The following is a 15,618-nucleotide window of genomic DNA, read 5'->3' on the forward strand; positions in this document are numbered from 1 at the left end:
ATGAATCTTCCTCCCTGAATTGGTCTTAGCAACTTTATTCTAACTGGAAAGTTCATATGTTTCTATTTTTTTGTGTAAAAATAGGCGTGAATGAATTTCTTCATCCACACCAAAAATTATACAGCCATTTTTTACTAATACGTAGAAATGAGGGGCTTTTTTATGAATTTAAAAACGTTTATTTACCACTTAAAACACACTCAAGGTATTAGCAATCTAAGTCTCTTAAAAATAATTGAGCACTGTTTAACGACTGCTCAAACAGAACTTACTTTTGCTGAACTTGCTGCATTAGTCAAGATTCCTCAAGAGAAACGGCAACTTGTTGAAGCTAGCTTATATGACTCTCAAGCAAATGGTGTGGAACTCTCTAGCGATTGCGGCATGGTGACGATTATCGACCAAGACTATCCAGAGCCTTTAAAAGAAGTCTATAACCCGCCGGCGGCCTTGTTTTATCAAGGTAATATCCAGTTATTAAAAGAGCCTAGTATCGCCATTGTTGGTTCACGGAAAATGACAGATTATGGCAAACGTGTCATTGGCAGCTTAGTTCCAAGCTTAGTCGCTCATAACTTAACAATCGTTAGTGGTTTAGCTAGAGGGGTTGATACGTATGCTCATCAACAAACGATTTATCAAAAAGGCAAAACAATCGGCATCATCGGCTCGGGACTAAACGTGACTTACCCTCAGGAAAACTTCCGGCTTCAAGACTATCTAGGAAAAGCTCACTTACTAGTAAGTGAATACTCACGAGACAGCCCGCCAAAACCTTATCACTTTCCCGCTCGTAATCGGATCATTGCCGGGATCACAGCCGGCACATGTATTATTGAAGCTAAGGAGTCTAGTGGCAGTTTAATAACAGCTCAATTAGCCTTAGAAGCTGGTCGGGAAGTTTTTGCCGTGCCAGGGGATATTCATTCCGAAGAATCAATCGGCCCAATCCAGCTGATTCAGCAAGGGGCGAAGTGTGTAAGAAAGGCTCAAGATATCTTAGAAGAGTACCCATTTAATTGTAAAGATTTTATGAATTAGAGAACAAATGTTGACAAACCCTTACAATATGGCATAAGATTGAAACGATTCGTAATATGAATAGCCGATTTATCAAATATAATGAGTTTATTGAAAAAGGTGGTAGTTAACTACATGGCATATAAATACTTAGTGATCGTGGAATCACCAGCCAAAGCAAAGACAATTGAAAAATATTTAGGACGTAATTACAAAGTAGTGGCCAGTGTTGGTCATATTAGAGATTTACCGAAAAGTAAGATGGGCGTGGATACTGAAAATAATTATGATCCACACTACATTTCAATTCGGGGTAAAGGTCCAGTCATTAAGGAACTAAAGAAATATGCTAAAAAAGCCCAAAAAGTCTATCTCGCAAGTGACCCGGATAGAGAAGGGGAAGCAATTGCTTGGCATTTAGCTTTCTTACTTGGATTAGATTTAGAAGATCAAAATCGCGTTGTTTTCAACGAAATTACGAAAGATGCTGTCAAAGCCGCTTTTAAAGAACCACGCTCAATTAATGTTGATTTAGTTGACGCCCAACAAGCTCGTCGTATTTTAGACCGCTTAGTAGGTTATTCAATTAGTCCACTACTATGGAAGAAAGTTAAAAAAGGCTTAAGTGCTGGCCGTGTTCAATCGGTGGCGTTAAAAATTATTATGGACCGTGAAGAAGAGATTAAGGCTTTTGAACCAGAAGAATACTGGAGCATTAATGGCGATTTCTTAAAGAAACGCAAAAAATTCAAAGCCGCTTTTTACGGCGTCGATGGTAAAAAAATGAAATTGGCTAATGCTGATGATGTCAAATCAGTGACAGAACGCCTAACGTCTCGAGATTATACAGTTGAGAAAATTACTAAAAAAGAACGGAAACGTAATCCGGCTAAACCATTTACAACGAGTAGCATGCAACAAGAAGCTGCTCGTAAGTTAAATTTTAGAACTCGGAAAACAATGATGGTTGCCCAACAACTTTATGAAGGAATTAACCTTGGTAAAGAGGGGACAGTTGGTTTAATTACGTATATGCGTACGGACTCAACTCGTTTGTCAGATGTTTGTAAAAATGAAGCAGCTAGCTTTATTGAAGAAACCTATGGTAAAGAGTATGCTATTGGCTTTAAAGAAACGAAGAAGAATGAAAAAGGGGCTCAGGACGCCCATGAGGCGATTAGACCCTCAAGTGTCATGAGAACACCAGAATCGATTAAAGAACGGTTAGACAAGGACCAATTTAAGTTGTACAGCCTAATATGGTCTCGTGTAGTCGCAAGTCAGATGACACCAGCTGTTTTAGACACAATGCGCGTTAATCTTTTGCAAAACGGCGTTACTTTTATTGCTAATGGCTCAAAAATTAAATTTCATGGCTTTATGAAAGTCTACATTGAAGGCAATGATGAAGGCAAAGAAGAAAAAGAAAATATTTTACCTGATTTGGAAGAAGGGGAAGTTGTCATTGCTGCTGACTTAGAGGAAAAACAACACTTCACTCAACCACCAGCCCGATTCAGTGAAGCAACTTTAATTAAAACCTTGGAAGAGAACGGCGTAGGTCGTCCTTCAACTTATGCGCCGACCTTAGAGACGATTCAACGACGTTATTACGTTAAGCTAGTTAGTAAACGTTTCGAACCAACTGAACTTGGAGAAATCGTCAATGGGTTAATCGTTGAGTTCTTCCCACAAATCGTCGATGAAAACTTTACCGCTCAAATGGAGAAAGATTTAGATAAAATCGCCGAAGCTCAAGAACATTGGGTCGATGTGGTTGATCGCTTCTATAAACCTTTCGCAATTGAATTAGAAAAAGCCGAAACGAATATGGAAAAAATTCAAATCAAAGATGAACCAGCTGGTTTTGATTGTGAAGAATGTGGAAATCCAATGGTTATAAAACTTGGGCGTTACGGCAAGTTTTACGCCTGTAGTAATTTCCCGGACTGTCGCAATACGAAGGCGATTGTTAAAGAGATTGGCGTTAAATGTCCGACTTGTAGTGAAGGTGAAGTCATTGAACGTAAATCTAAGAAGAACCGTCTATTCTATGGCTGTGGTCGTTACCCAGAATGTGAGTTTACCTCATGGGATAAACCGATTGGCCGTAATTGTCCGAAATGTGAAAAATACTTAGTTGAGAAAAAAGTCAAAGGTGGCAAACAAGTCATCTGTAGTGACTGTGATTATAAGGAAGACATTCAAAAATAAACATTTAAAATACGATGCGACGGTTCCAATAATGGAGCTGTCGTATTCTTGATTAATAAAGGAGCTGACAAAATGACAGAAGTCGTAAATATTATTGGAGCAGGATTAGCAGGTAGTGAGGCCGCATGGCAAGCTGCTGAAGCAGGTGTCCAAGTTAATTTATATGAAATGCGGAAATTGAAAAAATCCCCAGCCCATCATACTGAAAATTTTGCCGAGTTAGTTTGTTCCAATTCTTTAAGAGCAAACAATGTCACCAATGCCGTAGGTTTATTAAAAGAAGAAATGCGTCGTTTTAATTCGATTATTATTAATTCTGCCGACCAAACAGCTGTACCAGCCGGTGGGGCTTTAGCCGTTGATCGAGACAATTTTTCAGCGTTGATTACGGAACGGTTGCGCAATCATCCGAACATTAAGGTGATTGATGAAGAAGTTACTAGTATTCCTGAGGGGATTACGATTATTGCCACAGGACCTTTAACAGCAGAAGCTTTGGCTAATGAGATCTCTGAGTTTACAGAGTCAAAAGGTCTTTACTTTTACGATGCAGCAGCACCGATTATTGAAAAAAGTTCTATTGATATGGAAAAAGTCTATTTGAAATCACGATATGACAAAGGGGAAGCGGCCTATTTAAATTGTCCTATGAATGAAGAAGAGTTTATGGCTTTCCGTAAAGAATTAATTACGGCAGAAGTTGCCCCGTTAAAAGAATTTGAAAAAGAAAAATTCTTTGAAGGGTGTATGCCAATCGAAGTGATGGCTAACCGTGGGGAAAAAACAATGCTCTTTGGTCCGTTAAAACCAGTGGGCTTAGAAGATCCTAAAACGGATAAACGGCCACATGCAGTGATTCAATTGCGACAAGATGATGCAGCAGCCTCACTATACAACATTGTCGGCTTCCAAACTCATTTAAAATGGGGGGAGCAAAAACGAATTATTCGCATGATTCCAGGTCTTGAAAATGCTGAGATTGTTCGTTATGGTGTCATGCATCGCAACACCTTTATGAATTCACCAGAATTGTTAGAACCGACGTACCAATCACGTAAACGGTCTAATTTGTTCTTTGCCGGTCAAATGACAGGGGTGGAAGGTTATGTTGAAAGTGCCGCTAGTGGCATGGTAGCAGGAATCAATGCTGCTAAGATGGCTAAAGGTGAGGAGCTGTTAACTTTCCCACGGGAAACGGCTGTTGGCAGTATGGCGTATTACATCACTCATACAGCGGGCAAGCATTTCCAACCGATGAATGCTAACTTTGGCATTTTCCCTGAGTTACCAGCGAAGATTAAAGATAAGAAAGAACGTTACACAGCTATTTCCGACCGTGCTTTAGCGGCGACAGCTGAAGTTTTAAAAAATAAATAAAGTCACCTCAAAAAGTTAAGAATCATTTCTTAACTTTTTTTGTGCCTTGTACTGGTTACTGAATAAGGTTAAAATGAAAAGTGACATGAAGAGTAAATTAACAAAGGAAAAGGAATGAATTCATGAATAACCAAGGAAAACTAATTAAAACATTACGTTTTTGGAATATGATTTTAGTCATTTTCGGTGGCTTAGGGGGAGTTATTGGGATTATGGGCTTACCGGCCTTGCTCGATTCGACAAAACAACTTCAGCAAGTCAATGAAAGTATCAGTAAAGTCAGTGACCCAGCTTTAATCAAAACGATGGAGCAATCTTTAGCTTTGATGATTACCCCGTTGTATCGAGGCTACTCACTCTTAATCTTAGTTTTAAGTCTAGTGATCTTAACGGCCTTCGTTCAAAATCTTAATAAACTTCGACAAGGCTTGCCACTAGTGATGTGGCCTTATTACTTACATTTAAGTAAGATTGTCTTAGCGGTGATCGTCAGCTTGTTAGTCGGTGGGGTGTCATTAAATGGTAGTTTGTTTTTATCAACGATTATCTTAAACTGCTGTTGGGCAATTCCAGCAGTGCTCATCATCCTGAAAGTGAATCAAATGAAAAACCAACAGCCTCCTAGCTAAGGCTGTTGGTTTTTGCTTTCATTAAGGAACTGTATAAAGTTAACTGAGCGTTTTTTATCCCGTCAATTTCCTGACAGGCTTGTTGCTCTCCTTGGTGATATCGGCGATGAAGCTCTTGGGAAATAGTAATTAAATTAGACTCGTGATCACTGCCACCTTCAGAGACGAAAATTAAATGATGAATTTCTAACGTGCCATTACTTGCTGGGATCCTGACGCCAAACTTGTTACGTTGGGCTAAATCTTCGCCAGTCACCCGGCAATAAAAGTCATCCCGGCAAGCAATCCGATAAGGCAAGGCAGCTAAACTCCGTTTGAAATAAGTCGCTTTGCCATAAGCCCGGGAACAACTATCTTTACAAAAGGAGCGACGAGGCGGAGTTAACTTTAAGCCACACCATTTACAATTATTTTTAGTCAAGCGAAAATCGGCGTTACTGGCAGGGGCGGCTTCACCAAAGGCTTTTTCATAAGCCCCTAAACTTAGCCAACTCCGTTGATAAGTCGTTGATTCTTTCGATAAGCGCAGTTGACTGCCGTGAGCTTTGTACTGAAATTTATCTGGTAAGGCTGTCACAAGGGTTTTAAGGCTCTGGCGGCGTTCATCAGACAAGGTTTTTAAACTAGTCGTCAGACTTAGTTCGCCAACCTTGAACTGGTGAACTTTTCGACATTTAAAACAAATGGCAAACTGGGCCAAGGTCTTAGTTGCTTCTTCTGGTAGCAGCAATTCTAACTTACGACCACACTTGGGGCAATAGGCACCAAGTGGTTTTATCCGGAGATACTTCAAGGGAAATCTTCCTTTCTAAGTCTTCAATGGTACTAGTTTAACATTCAAAGGAAAATGAAGAAAGACTAAATAATCTTAAATACAGATTGCATTAATTTTGTCATGGTTTATACTGGATAAGTGTTTATTTTTATTTTAACTCTAACTTAAAAGAAGTTTGTGTTTTAGTATTGAAGGAGATATCAATGAAAACTAAAATTAGATTAGCAAAATTATCAGAAGCAACGAGTGTTACCCGTTTATTAAATCAAGTCACCTTAGACTTGTTAGAAAAGGGCAATAAGCAATGGGGCTACCCTTGGCAACAAGATCAAATAGTTAAAGAAGTTGGCTTAGGCAACGTTAATCTAATTGTCAATGAACCGGAAATTATCGGTGTGTTCTTTTTAAGGCCCGCACCGGAATTAACTTACTTAGGGTCAGTCGACCGCAGTTTATATTTAAATCACATTGCGATTGTCCCGGAGTTTCAAGGAATGGGCTTAGGAACTAAAATATTAAGTCATTGTTATGATTTATCAATTTATAATCAAGCTAATATTTTCTTAGATTGTGCCACAAGTAATACTAAGCTACGTGGGTTTTATGAAAAAAATCGGGGGCAATTTATTGGGGACTTCCCTAAAAAAGATTACCAAATTAGTTTGTATCGATTAAGTCGTTAAAGGGAAGGATGCTGGAGATGAACGTTGTATTTGATTTAGATGGCACGATTTGTTACGACGGTCAAACCATTGCAACAGTTTTAACAGACTTTTTAAGGACAGCTATTTATCGCCAGCCAGAACATCGTTTGATTTTCGCTTCGGCCCGACCAGTCAGAGATATTTTACCTTTATTGCCCGCTGAATTAAGCGAGACTTATTTAATTGGCGGTAACGGCACGATGCTCTATTATCAGGGGAAGTGTCAATGGTTGAACTATTTGGCACCGGCTGATAGCCAGTTTTTAATCAAGTACATCAAAGAAAAAAACTTAGACTATTTAGTTGATGAAGCATGGGATTATGCCTTACATGGTCCCTCCTTAGCTCATTTAAGTAGTAAAATTGATGTCTTAAAGCAAGGGCGAAAACGGGATTTAGACGAAATTAAGGACCCAATTAAAATCTTACTTGCTAATTATCCTAGCCAAGAACAAGTCTTGACTGATTTACAACACTTATCCGTCACTTGTACCTGTTACCCTCGTGAAAAGTGTTTAGATTTTACTAATCAAGGAGTTAATAAAGCCAGTGCTTTAAAAAAACTGTTTGGATCAGAAGAATACATTGCTTTTGGTAATGATCACAACGATGTTGAAATGCTTCGTCAAGGAACCGTTAGTGTGGCAATTGGCGATAATCAAGCAATCCAAGAAATTTGTGATTATCACTTATCTGAGAGTCCTCAGGCAATCATCAAGTTATTAAAAGAGTTGTTACTCCCTTCTTAAAAAGGCGGGAGTTAGTTTCTTCAAGGAGGGGAAAAGGAGATGGCTAAGCAGCTTGAAAAAACAGTCAAAGAACTGTTTAAATGGACAAGTATATCTTTAGTAATCGGTACTGGCATTGGCTTGTTAGCAAGTTTCTTTTTAATGAGTTTAGCACTAGTTACTAAGATTAGAGAAGCTAACCTCTGGATTATTCTTTTTCTACCCCTGAGTGGGATGTTGTTTATGCATCTGTATTTAAAATATAGTCGGGAAAGTTTAGGTGGCAATAACTTAGTGATTCGCCAAGGTCAAGGCGCAACTGGAAATGTCCCATGGCAAATGTTACCTTTGACTTTATTCGGGACGATTACTACCCATCTATTTGGTGGTTCAGTTGGCCGAGAAGGTACGGCTGTTCAAATGGGGGGGGCTTTAGCGGAAGCTACGGGAAAGCTTTTCCGAGTCAATCAAAAAGACCGCTGGCTATTAATAATTTGTGGGATTAGCGGCGGCTTTAGTGCAGTCTTTGGCACACCAGTGGCAGGGGCGATTTTTAGTTTTGAAGTGTTGAAAAGAGCTAAATTCAAAGGCACATCTTTAGTCGTTAGTTTATTAACAGCCTTGATAGCTAATCGCGTCGCTACATTAGCCGGGGCGACTCATAGTCTGTACCAACTTGGGGAAGTTCCCCAAACAACTTTGCGGGTCTTCGGTTACGTCCTTGTTTTTAGTGTGATTTTTGGCCTAGTTAGTCGGTTTTTTGCTTTTTCTGTGAGCTTTATCAAAAAACTTTATCAGAAGTTGATTGTAAATGAGGTTCTTCGGATTGGTTTTGGGGCGTGTTTAGTGTTATTGTTAGCAGGGAGCTATGGTACTAGTCGTTATTTAGGTTTAAGTCTACCAATTTTAAGTGACTCTTTTCAAGGAAGCCAACCAACTTTCGATTTCTTAAATAAATTTATTTTCACAGTTCTATCTTTAGGAGCAGGGTTCCAAGGAGGGGAAGTGACCCCTTTATTTGAAATCGGCGCCTCCTTAGGTAGTCTTTTAGGTCAGCTCAGTCAGCTGCCTGTAGGATTTGTCGCTGGCTTAGGTTTTGTTTCAGTTTTTGCAGGTGCGACTAAAACCCCAGTTGCCAGTTTTTTCATGGCTCTTGAGTTATTTGGGGTCACGGCTGCTGGTTGGTTCTTACTTGGGTCATTTATCAGTGTCTTAGCTTCTGGTAAAAAAGGGATTTATGAAAGTCAGCTAAGGAAAATATCATAAACGTTCGTTAAACGAATAATTCTTTGGTTCTGAATATTTTTATGATAGAATTAAGAATAACTATTTTTGGAGGAGAAAAAATGTATAAAACAAGTTCTCAACTTAAAGCGGAAGCAAAAGAAGCTTTAAAAGGGCGTTGGAAAGACGCCGTATTTTTAAATATCGTGCCATCAGTGTTGAATATCTTAGCCGTGTGGGGTGTCTTACTAGTTTTAGGGATTAGTTTAGTCGCGGCAGTTGTCTTTTTTGAAAATTTTGAATCGAGTAGTCAAACAATGAGTCAAACCGAACAATTCGAAGATCTTTTTGAAGACGGGGATACAATTTGGGATGATGAAGATAATTGGGAAGACCAGAATGAATTTTCAGTAAATAATGAATTTTCATCATCAGATTTTTTTGATGGGGTGGCTTCAGGTAGTACCTCAGTTAATTTCGTTCTCAGAACGGGCTTTAGCGTTATTTTAAGTTTCTTAACAATTGGAATTTCTTTTACGTTCTTAGAAGTTTTGAGAAACCCAAGACGTCAAATTAACCCAAGTAATGACCAATTCAGAATGTTTAATGGTCGGGATTTTGTGCCATTAGTTTTAATTCAATTGTTAAGTTCATTCTTTATCTACTTATGGTCGTTACTCTTTGTGATACCAGGAATTGTTAAAGGTTATGCTTATTCACAGTCATTCTTTATTTATAAGGATTTATCAGAGCATACCGATACTCAAGGTTTATCAGCAAACAACTATATTACTGAAAGTAAATTAATGATGCAAGGTCATAAAGGCCGTTTATTCTACATTGATTTGAGTTTTATCGGCTGGACACTCTTGTCATGGGCGACTTTAGGTTTAGGTTATTTATTCTTAAATCCTTATCGCAATTTAACAAAAGCAGCATTTTACCGTGATCTCTCAAAAGATCGTTACACTAAGTCAGGTGAATCAGCAGAAAATCCTGAAATCGTGACAGAAGCCGATGAGTGGACTAGCTTTTAGATGAAGGTTTTCTCATCTGATTTTTAGAGGCGGCACATAAGATAAACAGCGGTTTTTTATTTCTAAGACGTATGATACTTATATGCCAGTTATCCCGAATTGGTTTTCATACTTACTCTTTTAAAGAGTAACAACAACCTTCATTTCCACCGTATGTCATTACGGTGGTTTTTTTTCTGTTTATTAAAATGATATTTTTTACTAAAATATGTTATAGTATAAGGGAGAGTAAAAGGAGGAAGTTAGATGAATTTGATGGATATTTTGTTAAAAAAACGACAGCTAACCCGCTACGATGTAGCAAAACAGTCTGGTATTTCACAACAAACCTTATATAGTGCCAACAAAAAAGCTGCTGAATCTTATTCTGGTAAAGTCTTAATCGCTTTAAGTCAAGTTATGACGGAAAGTCCAGGCGAAGTTCTCGATGAATTAATTGCGATTGAAAAAAGCCGAGAAATCTATCGAGCAGTTAATTTTCAGGAATTAAAAATAGCCATGGAATCAAAAACCCCCAGATTTATTGCTACAGGGGAAGTCTATCAAGCAATCTTGGCTATTTCTAAAACCCAGTTGTCTGAAACCGAACGCTTAGGTTTTGACTTAGGGAGTAACGGAACTGGTCGGATTTTTGAAAACTTACTAAACAAATTTTGGGATTTTCAAGACAAAAGCCTTACTGCCGAAACTGCAAAAATCAAACGCCAATTAATTGCTACTTATGACTTTAAAAGGCTGTCTCAGAATGAAATTGAAGTTAGTTTGAAAAGTTTAACCTATTAAAATAAGCAGATTAGCTCTTAGCTAATCTGCTTATTAGTTATTTATTCCGAATGACGAGAACATTACCTTTAGCGTGGTTAACGACATAATTAGTTGTTGAACCAATCCAAAGTTTATCTAAGCCCGTTTTACCAGTAGCACCAATCACGATTAAATCGATGTCGTACTTTTCTGGCACTTTATTAGTAATAATATCGCGAGGTTGTCCTTGCTTAACTAAAGGAACAGCTTGAGCGACCCCTTTTTCTTTGGCTAGGTCTGCTAGTTTAAGCATGTCTTCTTTAGCTTCTTCTAATTGTTCTTCTAGAACCCCTTCAATAATATAGGGGGCAAATGGATCTAAGCGGGTATCGACAACTCGTAAAATATACAACGTAGCCTCATTTCTCTTGGCGATTTCCACCGCTTCTTGAAAGGCTAAAAGGGCATTTTCTGAGCCGTCATTGGCAACTAAGATGTGTTGGTAATTTGCTAACATTTTCAACAACCTCCTTCAACTAGTTCTTGCCTTTATTATAACACAGGGATGTGAAAAGGTTTACATTTAACTTCTAAAAAAGAGCTGATTATCGAATCAGCTCTTTTTGGATATAATTATTAATCTAAGTTAAGACCGTTAGAAGCGATGACTTTTTTGTACCAGTCAAAAGATTTTTTCTTGCTGCGGTTTAAGGTTCCGTTACCGTCATTATCTCGATCAACGTAGATAAAGCCGTAACGTTTACTCATTTCACCTGAACCGGCACTGACTAAGTCAATACAGCCCCAAGTAGTGTAACCTAAACATTCCACGCCATCGGCAATGGCTTCGCCCATTTCGCGAATGTGTTCACGTAAGTAGGCAATGCGGTAATCATCAATAATAGAACCGTCAGCTTCAACGACGTCTTTAGCACCTAAGCCATTTTCAACTACGAAAAGAGGTTTTTGATAACGGTCGTATATTTGGTTCATCGTCGTTCTTAAACCAAGAGGGTCAATTTGCCAACCCCATTCACTGGCTTTTAAGTACGGATTTTTCAGTGAGGCGAAGACATTTCCTTCTGTCTCTTCATTGACTTTTGGATCAGCACTAGTCAAACGAGAAGAGTAGTAGCTGAAAGAAATAAAGTCAACAGTATTTTCTTTCATGACTTCTAAATCACCTTCAGCAATCTCTAAAGTAATGTTGTTCTCTTTAAAGAATCGTTTGCTGTAACTTGGGTAGTAGCCGCGAGCTTGAACGTCAATAAAGAAGTAACCTTCACGGTCAGCTTCTAAAGATTTCCAAACATCCTCAGGTGCACAAGTGTTAGGGTAAGTTGCCCCAGCGGCTAACATACAGCCGATTTGGAAATCAGGGTTGATGCTGTGTCCTAGTTTAGTTGCCATAGCTGAAGCGACTAATTGGTGGTGAGCACTTTGATATTTAACTTCTTCAGGGTTTTCCTCATTCGTTAAGTCTAAGCCGCCACCAAAGAAAGGGATATGTAAAATCATATTGATCTCGTTGAATGTTAACCAATACTTAACATTGTCTTTGTAACGCTTAAAGACAACGTCACAGTAATTTAAATAAAAGTCGATTAGTTTTCGGTTTTTCCAACCGCCGTATTTAGTCATTAAAGCCACAGGTGTATCAAAATGTTGAATTGTAACGAGGGGTTCCATACCTAAACGTTGGCATTCGTTAAACAAATCATCGTAAAATTTTAGCCCAGCTTCATTTGGTTCGGTTTCATCACCATTTGGAAAAATCCGCGCCCAACAAATAGATGTTCTGAAAGTTTTAAAGCCCATTTCAGCCATTAACGCTAAATCTTCTTTGTAACGGTGGTAGAAGTCGATAGACTCATGACTTGGGTAAAAGCCGTAATCTGTCTCTAAGGCCTTTGTAGGGTTCATTAAAGCGTCCCAACGACCGTGATGAACGTCTGGTAAGACATCAACCGGTGATAACCCTTTACCATCGACGTCAAAAGCGCCTTCACATTGGTTAGCGGCTACTGCGCCACCCCATAAAAAATCATCTTGAAAATTACTCGTTGTCATAACATAAACTCCCTTCAAATCTAAAGTGGTTACCTAGAGAAGCTTAACCATCCGCCTTTATTTTAGCATAAAATACGGGTGTAAAATAAGGACAATCAGCTTTTATGACTTGTTTTTTTCAAAAAAACAAGTTCTTTTAAAAGAAAGCAAAGGTTAAAAAGTAAATTATTTCAGAATAAGATGAAATCTAAGGTGAAAATAGGTATAATTTGATTTGTGACGTGTTTATCGTAATAGAAAAGAGGGAAAACTAGTGAATACTAAGGATATTTATGCAGTTGTTGATATTGAAACAACTGGCACTAATCCCAAAGAAGATCGGATCATTCAATTTGGTTGTGTCTTTATTAAAGAGGGGCAGATTATTTCAAGTTTTGCCCAAGACATTAATCCTAAAATAAAAATCTCTAAACAAATAGAAAATTTAACGGGCATTAGCAATCAGCAAGTGGCTCAAGCCCCTTATTTAGAAGATGTGGCAAGTAAAATTAGTCAAATGCTAGAAAATTGTATTTTTGTGGCACACAATATTTACTTCGACTACCAATTTTTAAGTAAAGAACTGGTTCGTTGTGGTGAACAGCCCTTAACTAATCCTGGGATTGATACTGTTGAATTAGCGCAAATCTTTTTACCAACATCAGCGAGTTTCCGCTTAGGTGACTTAGCGGAGCAGTACGGTATTAGTCACGATCGGCCTCATCAAGCAGACAGTGATGCCGAAGTGACTGGGGAAATATTGTTGTTAATTACGGAAAAAATGAAAGACTTGCCATTAGTGACAATGGAAAAAATTATCCCTTTAGCGGATCAGTGTGGCATGGAAACCGGAGAATATATTAAAGGCATTGCAGCTGAACAGCGGGAAACTAACAAGTCGTTAGCCTCAGGAATCCAAATTATTAAAGGCTTAGCCATTCGCAAAAAAATAGTTCAGTCATTTGATTATTATGGCTTAGCCAATCAAACCTTTCCTAAAAATAAAGGGAGTAAAGAAAAACTTTACGGCCAACACTTTGATTACCGTCAAAATCAAAGTAAGATGATGAACATGGTCTATGATTTTTTTAACCCGACAGAGAACACGGCTAATCAGTCTTTGGAGCATAAAAATTTAGCCATTGAAGCATCAACTGGTAGTGGCAAAACCTTTGGTTATTTGTTGCCACTTAGTTATTTAGCAACACCAGAACAGCCAGTTGTGATTAGCACAGTCTCTTTATTGCTAGAAAGTCAGCTTGTAGAAAAAGATGTGGCCCAAGTTAATCAAATTAGACCAGGGAGTTTAGTGGCGACTTTAGTTAAAAGTCACCAGCATTTTATTGATTTAGACCGTTTTGAAGCGACTTTACAAGAACCAACGAAACAGAAACAGTACGCCTTGTATCAAATGGGAGTCTTAGTTTGGTTAACCGAAACCGAAACTGGAGATTTAGATGAACTTAATTTAACGACGTTGAATCACCTTTTCTTTAAGCAGATTAAACATAAAGGGGAGGCCTTTTTATCGAAAGTCTCAGCCTTTTACGAAGTCGACTTTTGGCGCCATTTACAAAAGAAAATGGCTCAGTCAAATGTGATTGTGATCAATCACGCCTTTTTATGTCAAGAGAACTACCGGGAAAAACCGTTACTGCCGAAAAGTCATTATTTAATCATTGATGAAGCCCATCATTTATCAGAAATTGCCCAACGCTCAGGTTTTATGCAGTTGAATGATTATCAAGTGACTAAGCAATTAAATCAAATGTTGAATGAAGACGGTCGCTCGGAAAAATTAAAAGAGTTGCAACAACAGCCTGAATGGCAAAAGACTATTCGTTCTTTGGAACTAATTATTGACGAGAGTGTGACGACTTTAGCAGAACTGAAGCAAGACATCGTGGAAGGGCTCCTGATTGATCATAACTATCAGTACGAAGAAGAAGTCTTAATTTCTAACGAATTACTTGCGAATATGCCAGTTTACACCCGAAAAGACTTGGAACAATTTAGTTTATTATTAAAAGAAGGTGTGGAACTTTATGAGTTGCTCCAAGGCCAATTTTTAAAGGAGTTAGATAAGTGGACGCCTTCAGAACAATTAGTCTTATCGGAATGGTTAGAAGATGTTGGGCAACTGGGAGAAATCAAACGTTTTGTTAACTTATTTAGTAATGGCACCGCCAGTAATGTCGTTAAATGGTGCCGCTTAAGTGAGAAAAACCAACAAATCACAGCTTATTACAGTGATTTCACCGCTTCGATTGCCGAAGAAAGTGTCTGGTATCACCGTTTTTCTAAAATTTTATATACAGGCGGCACGATCAGAATTGGAAAAGATACGCAATATTTGGCCCGTAATTTAGGGATTGATTACATTCCCTTTAAGTCGTTACCAAGTACGTATGATTATAGTCAACAAGCCCGTCTGTATGTTCCTACTGAAACTTCAGGATTTAAAGAGCTTAACTCTAGCCAGTTCGTTGATTTTATTAGTCAAACAGTCCAAAAATTAGCTCGCCAAGAACATAAATCGATTTTGGTTTTATTCAGTTCCCATGAGATGTTGCAAAAAGTCTACCAAAAAATCCATTATCAGTTATTGTTAGAAGGAATTGAAGTTCTCGGGCAAGGGATATCTGGCTCTCGGGAAAAAATTATGAAACGCTTTGTTAATTCAAATCACAATATTTTATTAGGAACAGACTCATTTTGGGAAGGTGTTGATATTCCCGGTCAAGCCCTAGAAATTATTATTGTGGCTCGCTTGCCATTCGAATCACCGGAACGGCCCTTTGTGAAAGAGAAGTATCAATTTCTGAAAGACAATGGCATTGATTCCTTTAGTAAGTATGCACTGCCGAAAGCGTCTTTACGTTTGCGTCAAGGCTTAGGTCGTTTAATTCGTTCAGAAGAAGATAAAGGGGTATTGATTGTTCTTGATCGGCGCTTAGTGAAAGCGAAGTATGGTCAAAGAATGATTAAAGCTTTACCGGCTGATTTGCCTTTGTTGGAATTAAGTTTGACAGAAACCTTAGCAGATATTCAAGAATTTCTTTAATTTCTAGCGTTCTAATCACAAGTTTGAAAAAATTCTGTTATAATTAACAACAA

Annotated in this window: 13 protein-coding genes; 10 read left to right on the forward strand and 3 right to left on the reverse strand. The window is 38.3% G+C overall.

The genetic code is table 11. The features are described 5' to 3' along the window. Positions 1-162: 162 nt before the first annotated feature. From dprA to CBF35_RS07470, 4 genes are all read left to right on the forward strand, one after another. Positions 163-1,041 carry a DNA-processing protein DprA gene (gene dprA / locus CBF35_RS07455; RefSeq protein ID WP_126779677.1) on the forward strand — a complete coding sequence of 293 codons (879 nt, stop codon included), beginning with the start codon at positions 163-165 and terminating at the stop codon, positions 1,039-1,041. 114 nt (positions 1,042-1,155) lie between these two features. Next, on the forward strand, positions 1,156-3,234 hold the full coding sequence (gene topA / locus CBF35_RS07460) for a type I DNA topoisomerase (protein ID WP_126779679.1): 2,079 nt from the start codon (positions 1,156-1,158) through the stop codon (positions 3,232-3,234). A 72-nt stretch (positions 3,235-3,306) separates the two neighbouring features. Then, a complete protein-coding gene (trmFO, locus tag CBF35_RS07465) occupies positions 3,307-4,611 on the forward strand; it encodes an FADH(2)-oxidizing methylenetetrahydrofolate--tRNA-(uracil(54)-C(5))-methyltransferase TrmFO (protein WP_126779681.1) in 1,305 nt (434 codons plus the stop codon). Between the two features lie 122 nt (positions 4,612-4,733). After that, the gene (locus CBF35_RS07470) at positions 4,734-5,240 is read left to right on the forward strand and encodes a hypothetical protein (protein WP_126779683.1); all 507 of its coding nucleotides are present in this window, start codon (positions 4,734-4,736) and stop codon (positions 5,238-5,240) included. Here the strand turns inward: CBF35_RS07470 and CBF35_RS07475 are convergent. Beyond that, positions 5,233-6,033: an HNH endonuclease gene (locus tag CBF35_RS07475; RefSeq protein WP_126779685.1), complete on the reverse strand. Its 801-nt coding sequence runs from the start codon at positions 6,031-6,033 to the stop codon at positions 5,233-5,235. The two genes, CBF35_RS07470 and CBF35_RS07475, sit on opposite strands and share 8 nt — an antisense overlap. A 185-nt stretch (positions 6,034-6,218) precedes the next feature. Between CBF35_RS07475 and CBF35_RS07480 the strand changes: the two genes are divergently transcribed. The 5 genes from CBF35_RS07480 (at position 6,219) to CBF35_RS07500 (ending at position 10,491) form a co-directional block, all read left to right on the forward strand. Then, positions 6,219-6,698: a GNAT family N-acetyltransferase gene (locus CBF35_RS07480; RefSeq protein ID WP_126779687.1), complete on the forward strand. Its 480-nt coding sequence runs from the start codon at positions 6,219-6,221 to the stop codon at positions 6,696-6,698. Positions 6,699-6,715: 17 nt separating this feature from the next. Then, a complete protein-coding gene (locus CBF35_RS07485; RefSeq protein WP_170174741.1) occupies positions 6,716-7,468 on the forward strand; it encodes an HAD-IIB family hydrolase in 753 nt (250 codons plus the stop codon). 39 nt (positions 7,469-7,507) lie between these two features. After that, the gene (locus tag CBF35_RS07490; protein ID WP_126779691.1) at positions 7,508-8,713 is read left to right on the forward strand and encodes a chloride channel protein; all 1,206 of its coding nucleotides are present in this window, start codon (positions 7,508-7,510) and stop codon (positions 8,711-8,713) included. A gap of 80 nt (positions 8,714-8,793) precedes the next feature. Beyond that, the gene (locus tag CBF35_RS07495; RefSeq protein ID WP_170174742.1) at positions 8,794-9,708 is read left to right on the forward strand and encodes a DUF975 family protein; all 915 of its coding nucleotides are present in this window, start codon (positions 8,794-8,796) and stop codon (positions 9,706-9,708) included. Positions 9,709-9,954: 246 nt separating this feature from the next. Beyond that, the gene (locus CBF35_RS07500) at positions 9,955-10,491 is read left to right on the forward strand and encodes a helix-turn-helix domain-containing protein (protein WP_126779695.1); all 537 of its coding nucleotides are present in this window, start codon (positions 9,955-9,957) and stop codon (positions 10,489-10,491) included. Positions 10,492-10,528: 37 nt separating this feature from the next. On the opposite strand, the gene CBF35_RS07505 is transcribed toward CBF35_RS07500, so the two are convergent. Next, positions 10,529-10,969: a universal stress protein gene (locus tag CBF35_RS07505; protein ID WP_126779697.1), complete on the reverse strand. Its 441-nt coding sequence runs from the start codon at positions 10,967-10,969 to the stop codon at positions 10,529-10,531. A gap of 119 nt (positions 10,970-11,088) precedes the next feature. Further along, on the reverse strand, positions 11,089-12,522 hold the full coding sequence (locus CBF35_RS07510; RefSeq protein ID WP_126779699.1) for a 6-phospho-beta-glucosidase: 1,434 nt from the start codon (positions 12,520-12,522) through the stop codon (positions 11,089-11,091). 253 nt (positions 12,523-12,775) lie between these two features. Between CBF35_RS07510 and CBF35_RS07515 the strand changes: the two genes are divergently transcribed. After that, on the forward strand, positions 12,776-15,565 hold the full coding sequence (locus CBF35_RS07515) for a helicase C-terminal domain-containing protein (RefSeq protein WP_126779701.1): 2,790 nt from the start codon (positions 12,776-12,778) through the stop codon (positions 15,563-15,565). Positions 15,566-15,618 lie beyond the last annotated feature (53 nt).

Origin of the sequence: Vagococcus salmoninarum (assembly GCF_003987495.1) — a bacterium.
Lineage (GTDB): Bacteria > Bacillota > Bacilli > Lactobacillales > Vagococcaceae > Vagococcus_D > Vagococcus_D salmoninarum.

What these genes read in the sequence shown, in the direction of transcription:
- topA (WP_126779679.1), top strand. Translation starts at nt 1,156, where the DNA reads ATGGCATATAAATACTTAGTGATCGTGGAATCACCAGCCAAAGCAAAG.
- CBF35_RS07480 (WP_126779687.1), top strand. Translation starts at nt 6,219, where the DNA reads ATGAAAACTAAAATTAGATTAGCAAAATTATCAGAAGCAACGAGTGTT.
- CBF35_RS07510 (WP_126779699.1), bottom strand. Translation starts at nt 12,522, where the DNA reads ATGACAACGAGTAATTTTCAAGATGATTTTTTATGGGGTGGCGCAGTA.
- CBF35_RS07470 (WP_126779683.1), top strand. Translation starts at nt 4,734, where the DNA reads ATGAATAACCAAGGAAAACTAATTAAAACATTACGTTTTTGGAATATG.
- CBF35_RS07485 (WP_170174741.1), top strand. Translation starts at nt 6,716, where the DNA reads ATGAACGTTGTATTTGATTTAGATGGCACGATTTGTTACGACGGTCAA.
- CBF35_RS07495 (WP_170174742.1), top strand. Translation starts at nt 8,794, where the DNA reads ATGTATAAAACAAGTTCTCAACTTAAAGCGGAAGCAAAAGAAGCTTTA.
- dprA (WP_126779677.1), top strand. Translation starts at nt 163, where the DNA reads ATGAATTTAAAAACGTTTATTTACCACTTAAAACACACTCAAGGTATT.
- CBF35_RS07505 (WP_126779697.1), bottom strand. Translation starts at nt 10,969, where the DNA reads ATGTTAGCAAATTACCAACACATCTTAGTTGCCAATGACGGCTCAGAA.
- CBF35_RS07500 (WP_126779695.1), top strand. Translation starts at nt 9,955, where the DNA reads ATGAATTTGATGGATATTTTGTTAAAAAAACGACAGCTAACCCGCTAC.
- trmFO (WP_126779681.1), top strand. Translation starts at nt 3,307, where the DNA reads ATGACAGAAGTCGTAAATATTATTGGAGCAGGATTAGCAGGTAGTGAG.
- CBF35_RS07490 (WP_126779691.1), top strand. Translation starts at nt 7,508, where the DNA reads ATGGCTAAGCAGCTTGAAAAAACAGTCAAAGAACTGTTTAAATGGACA.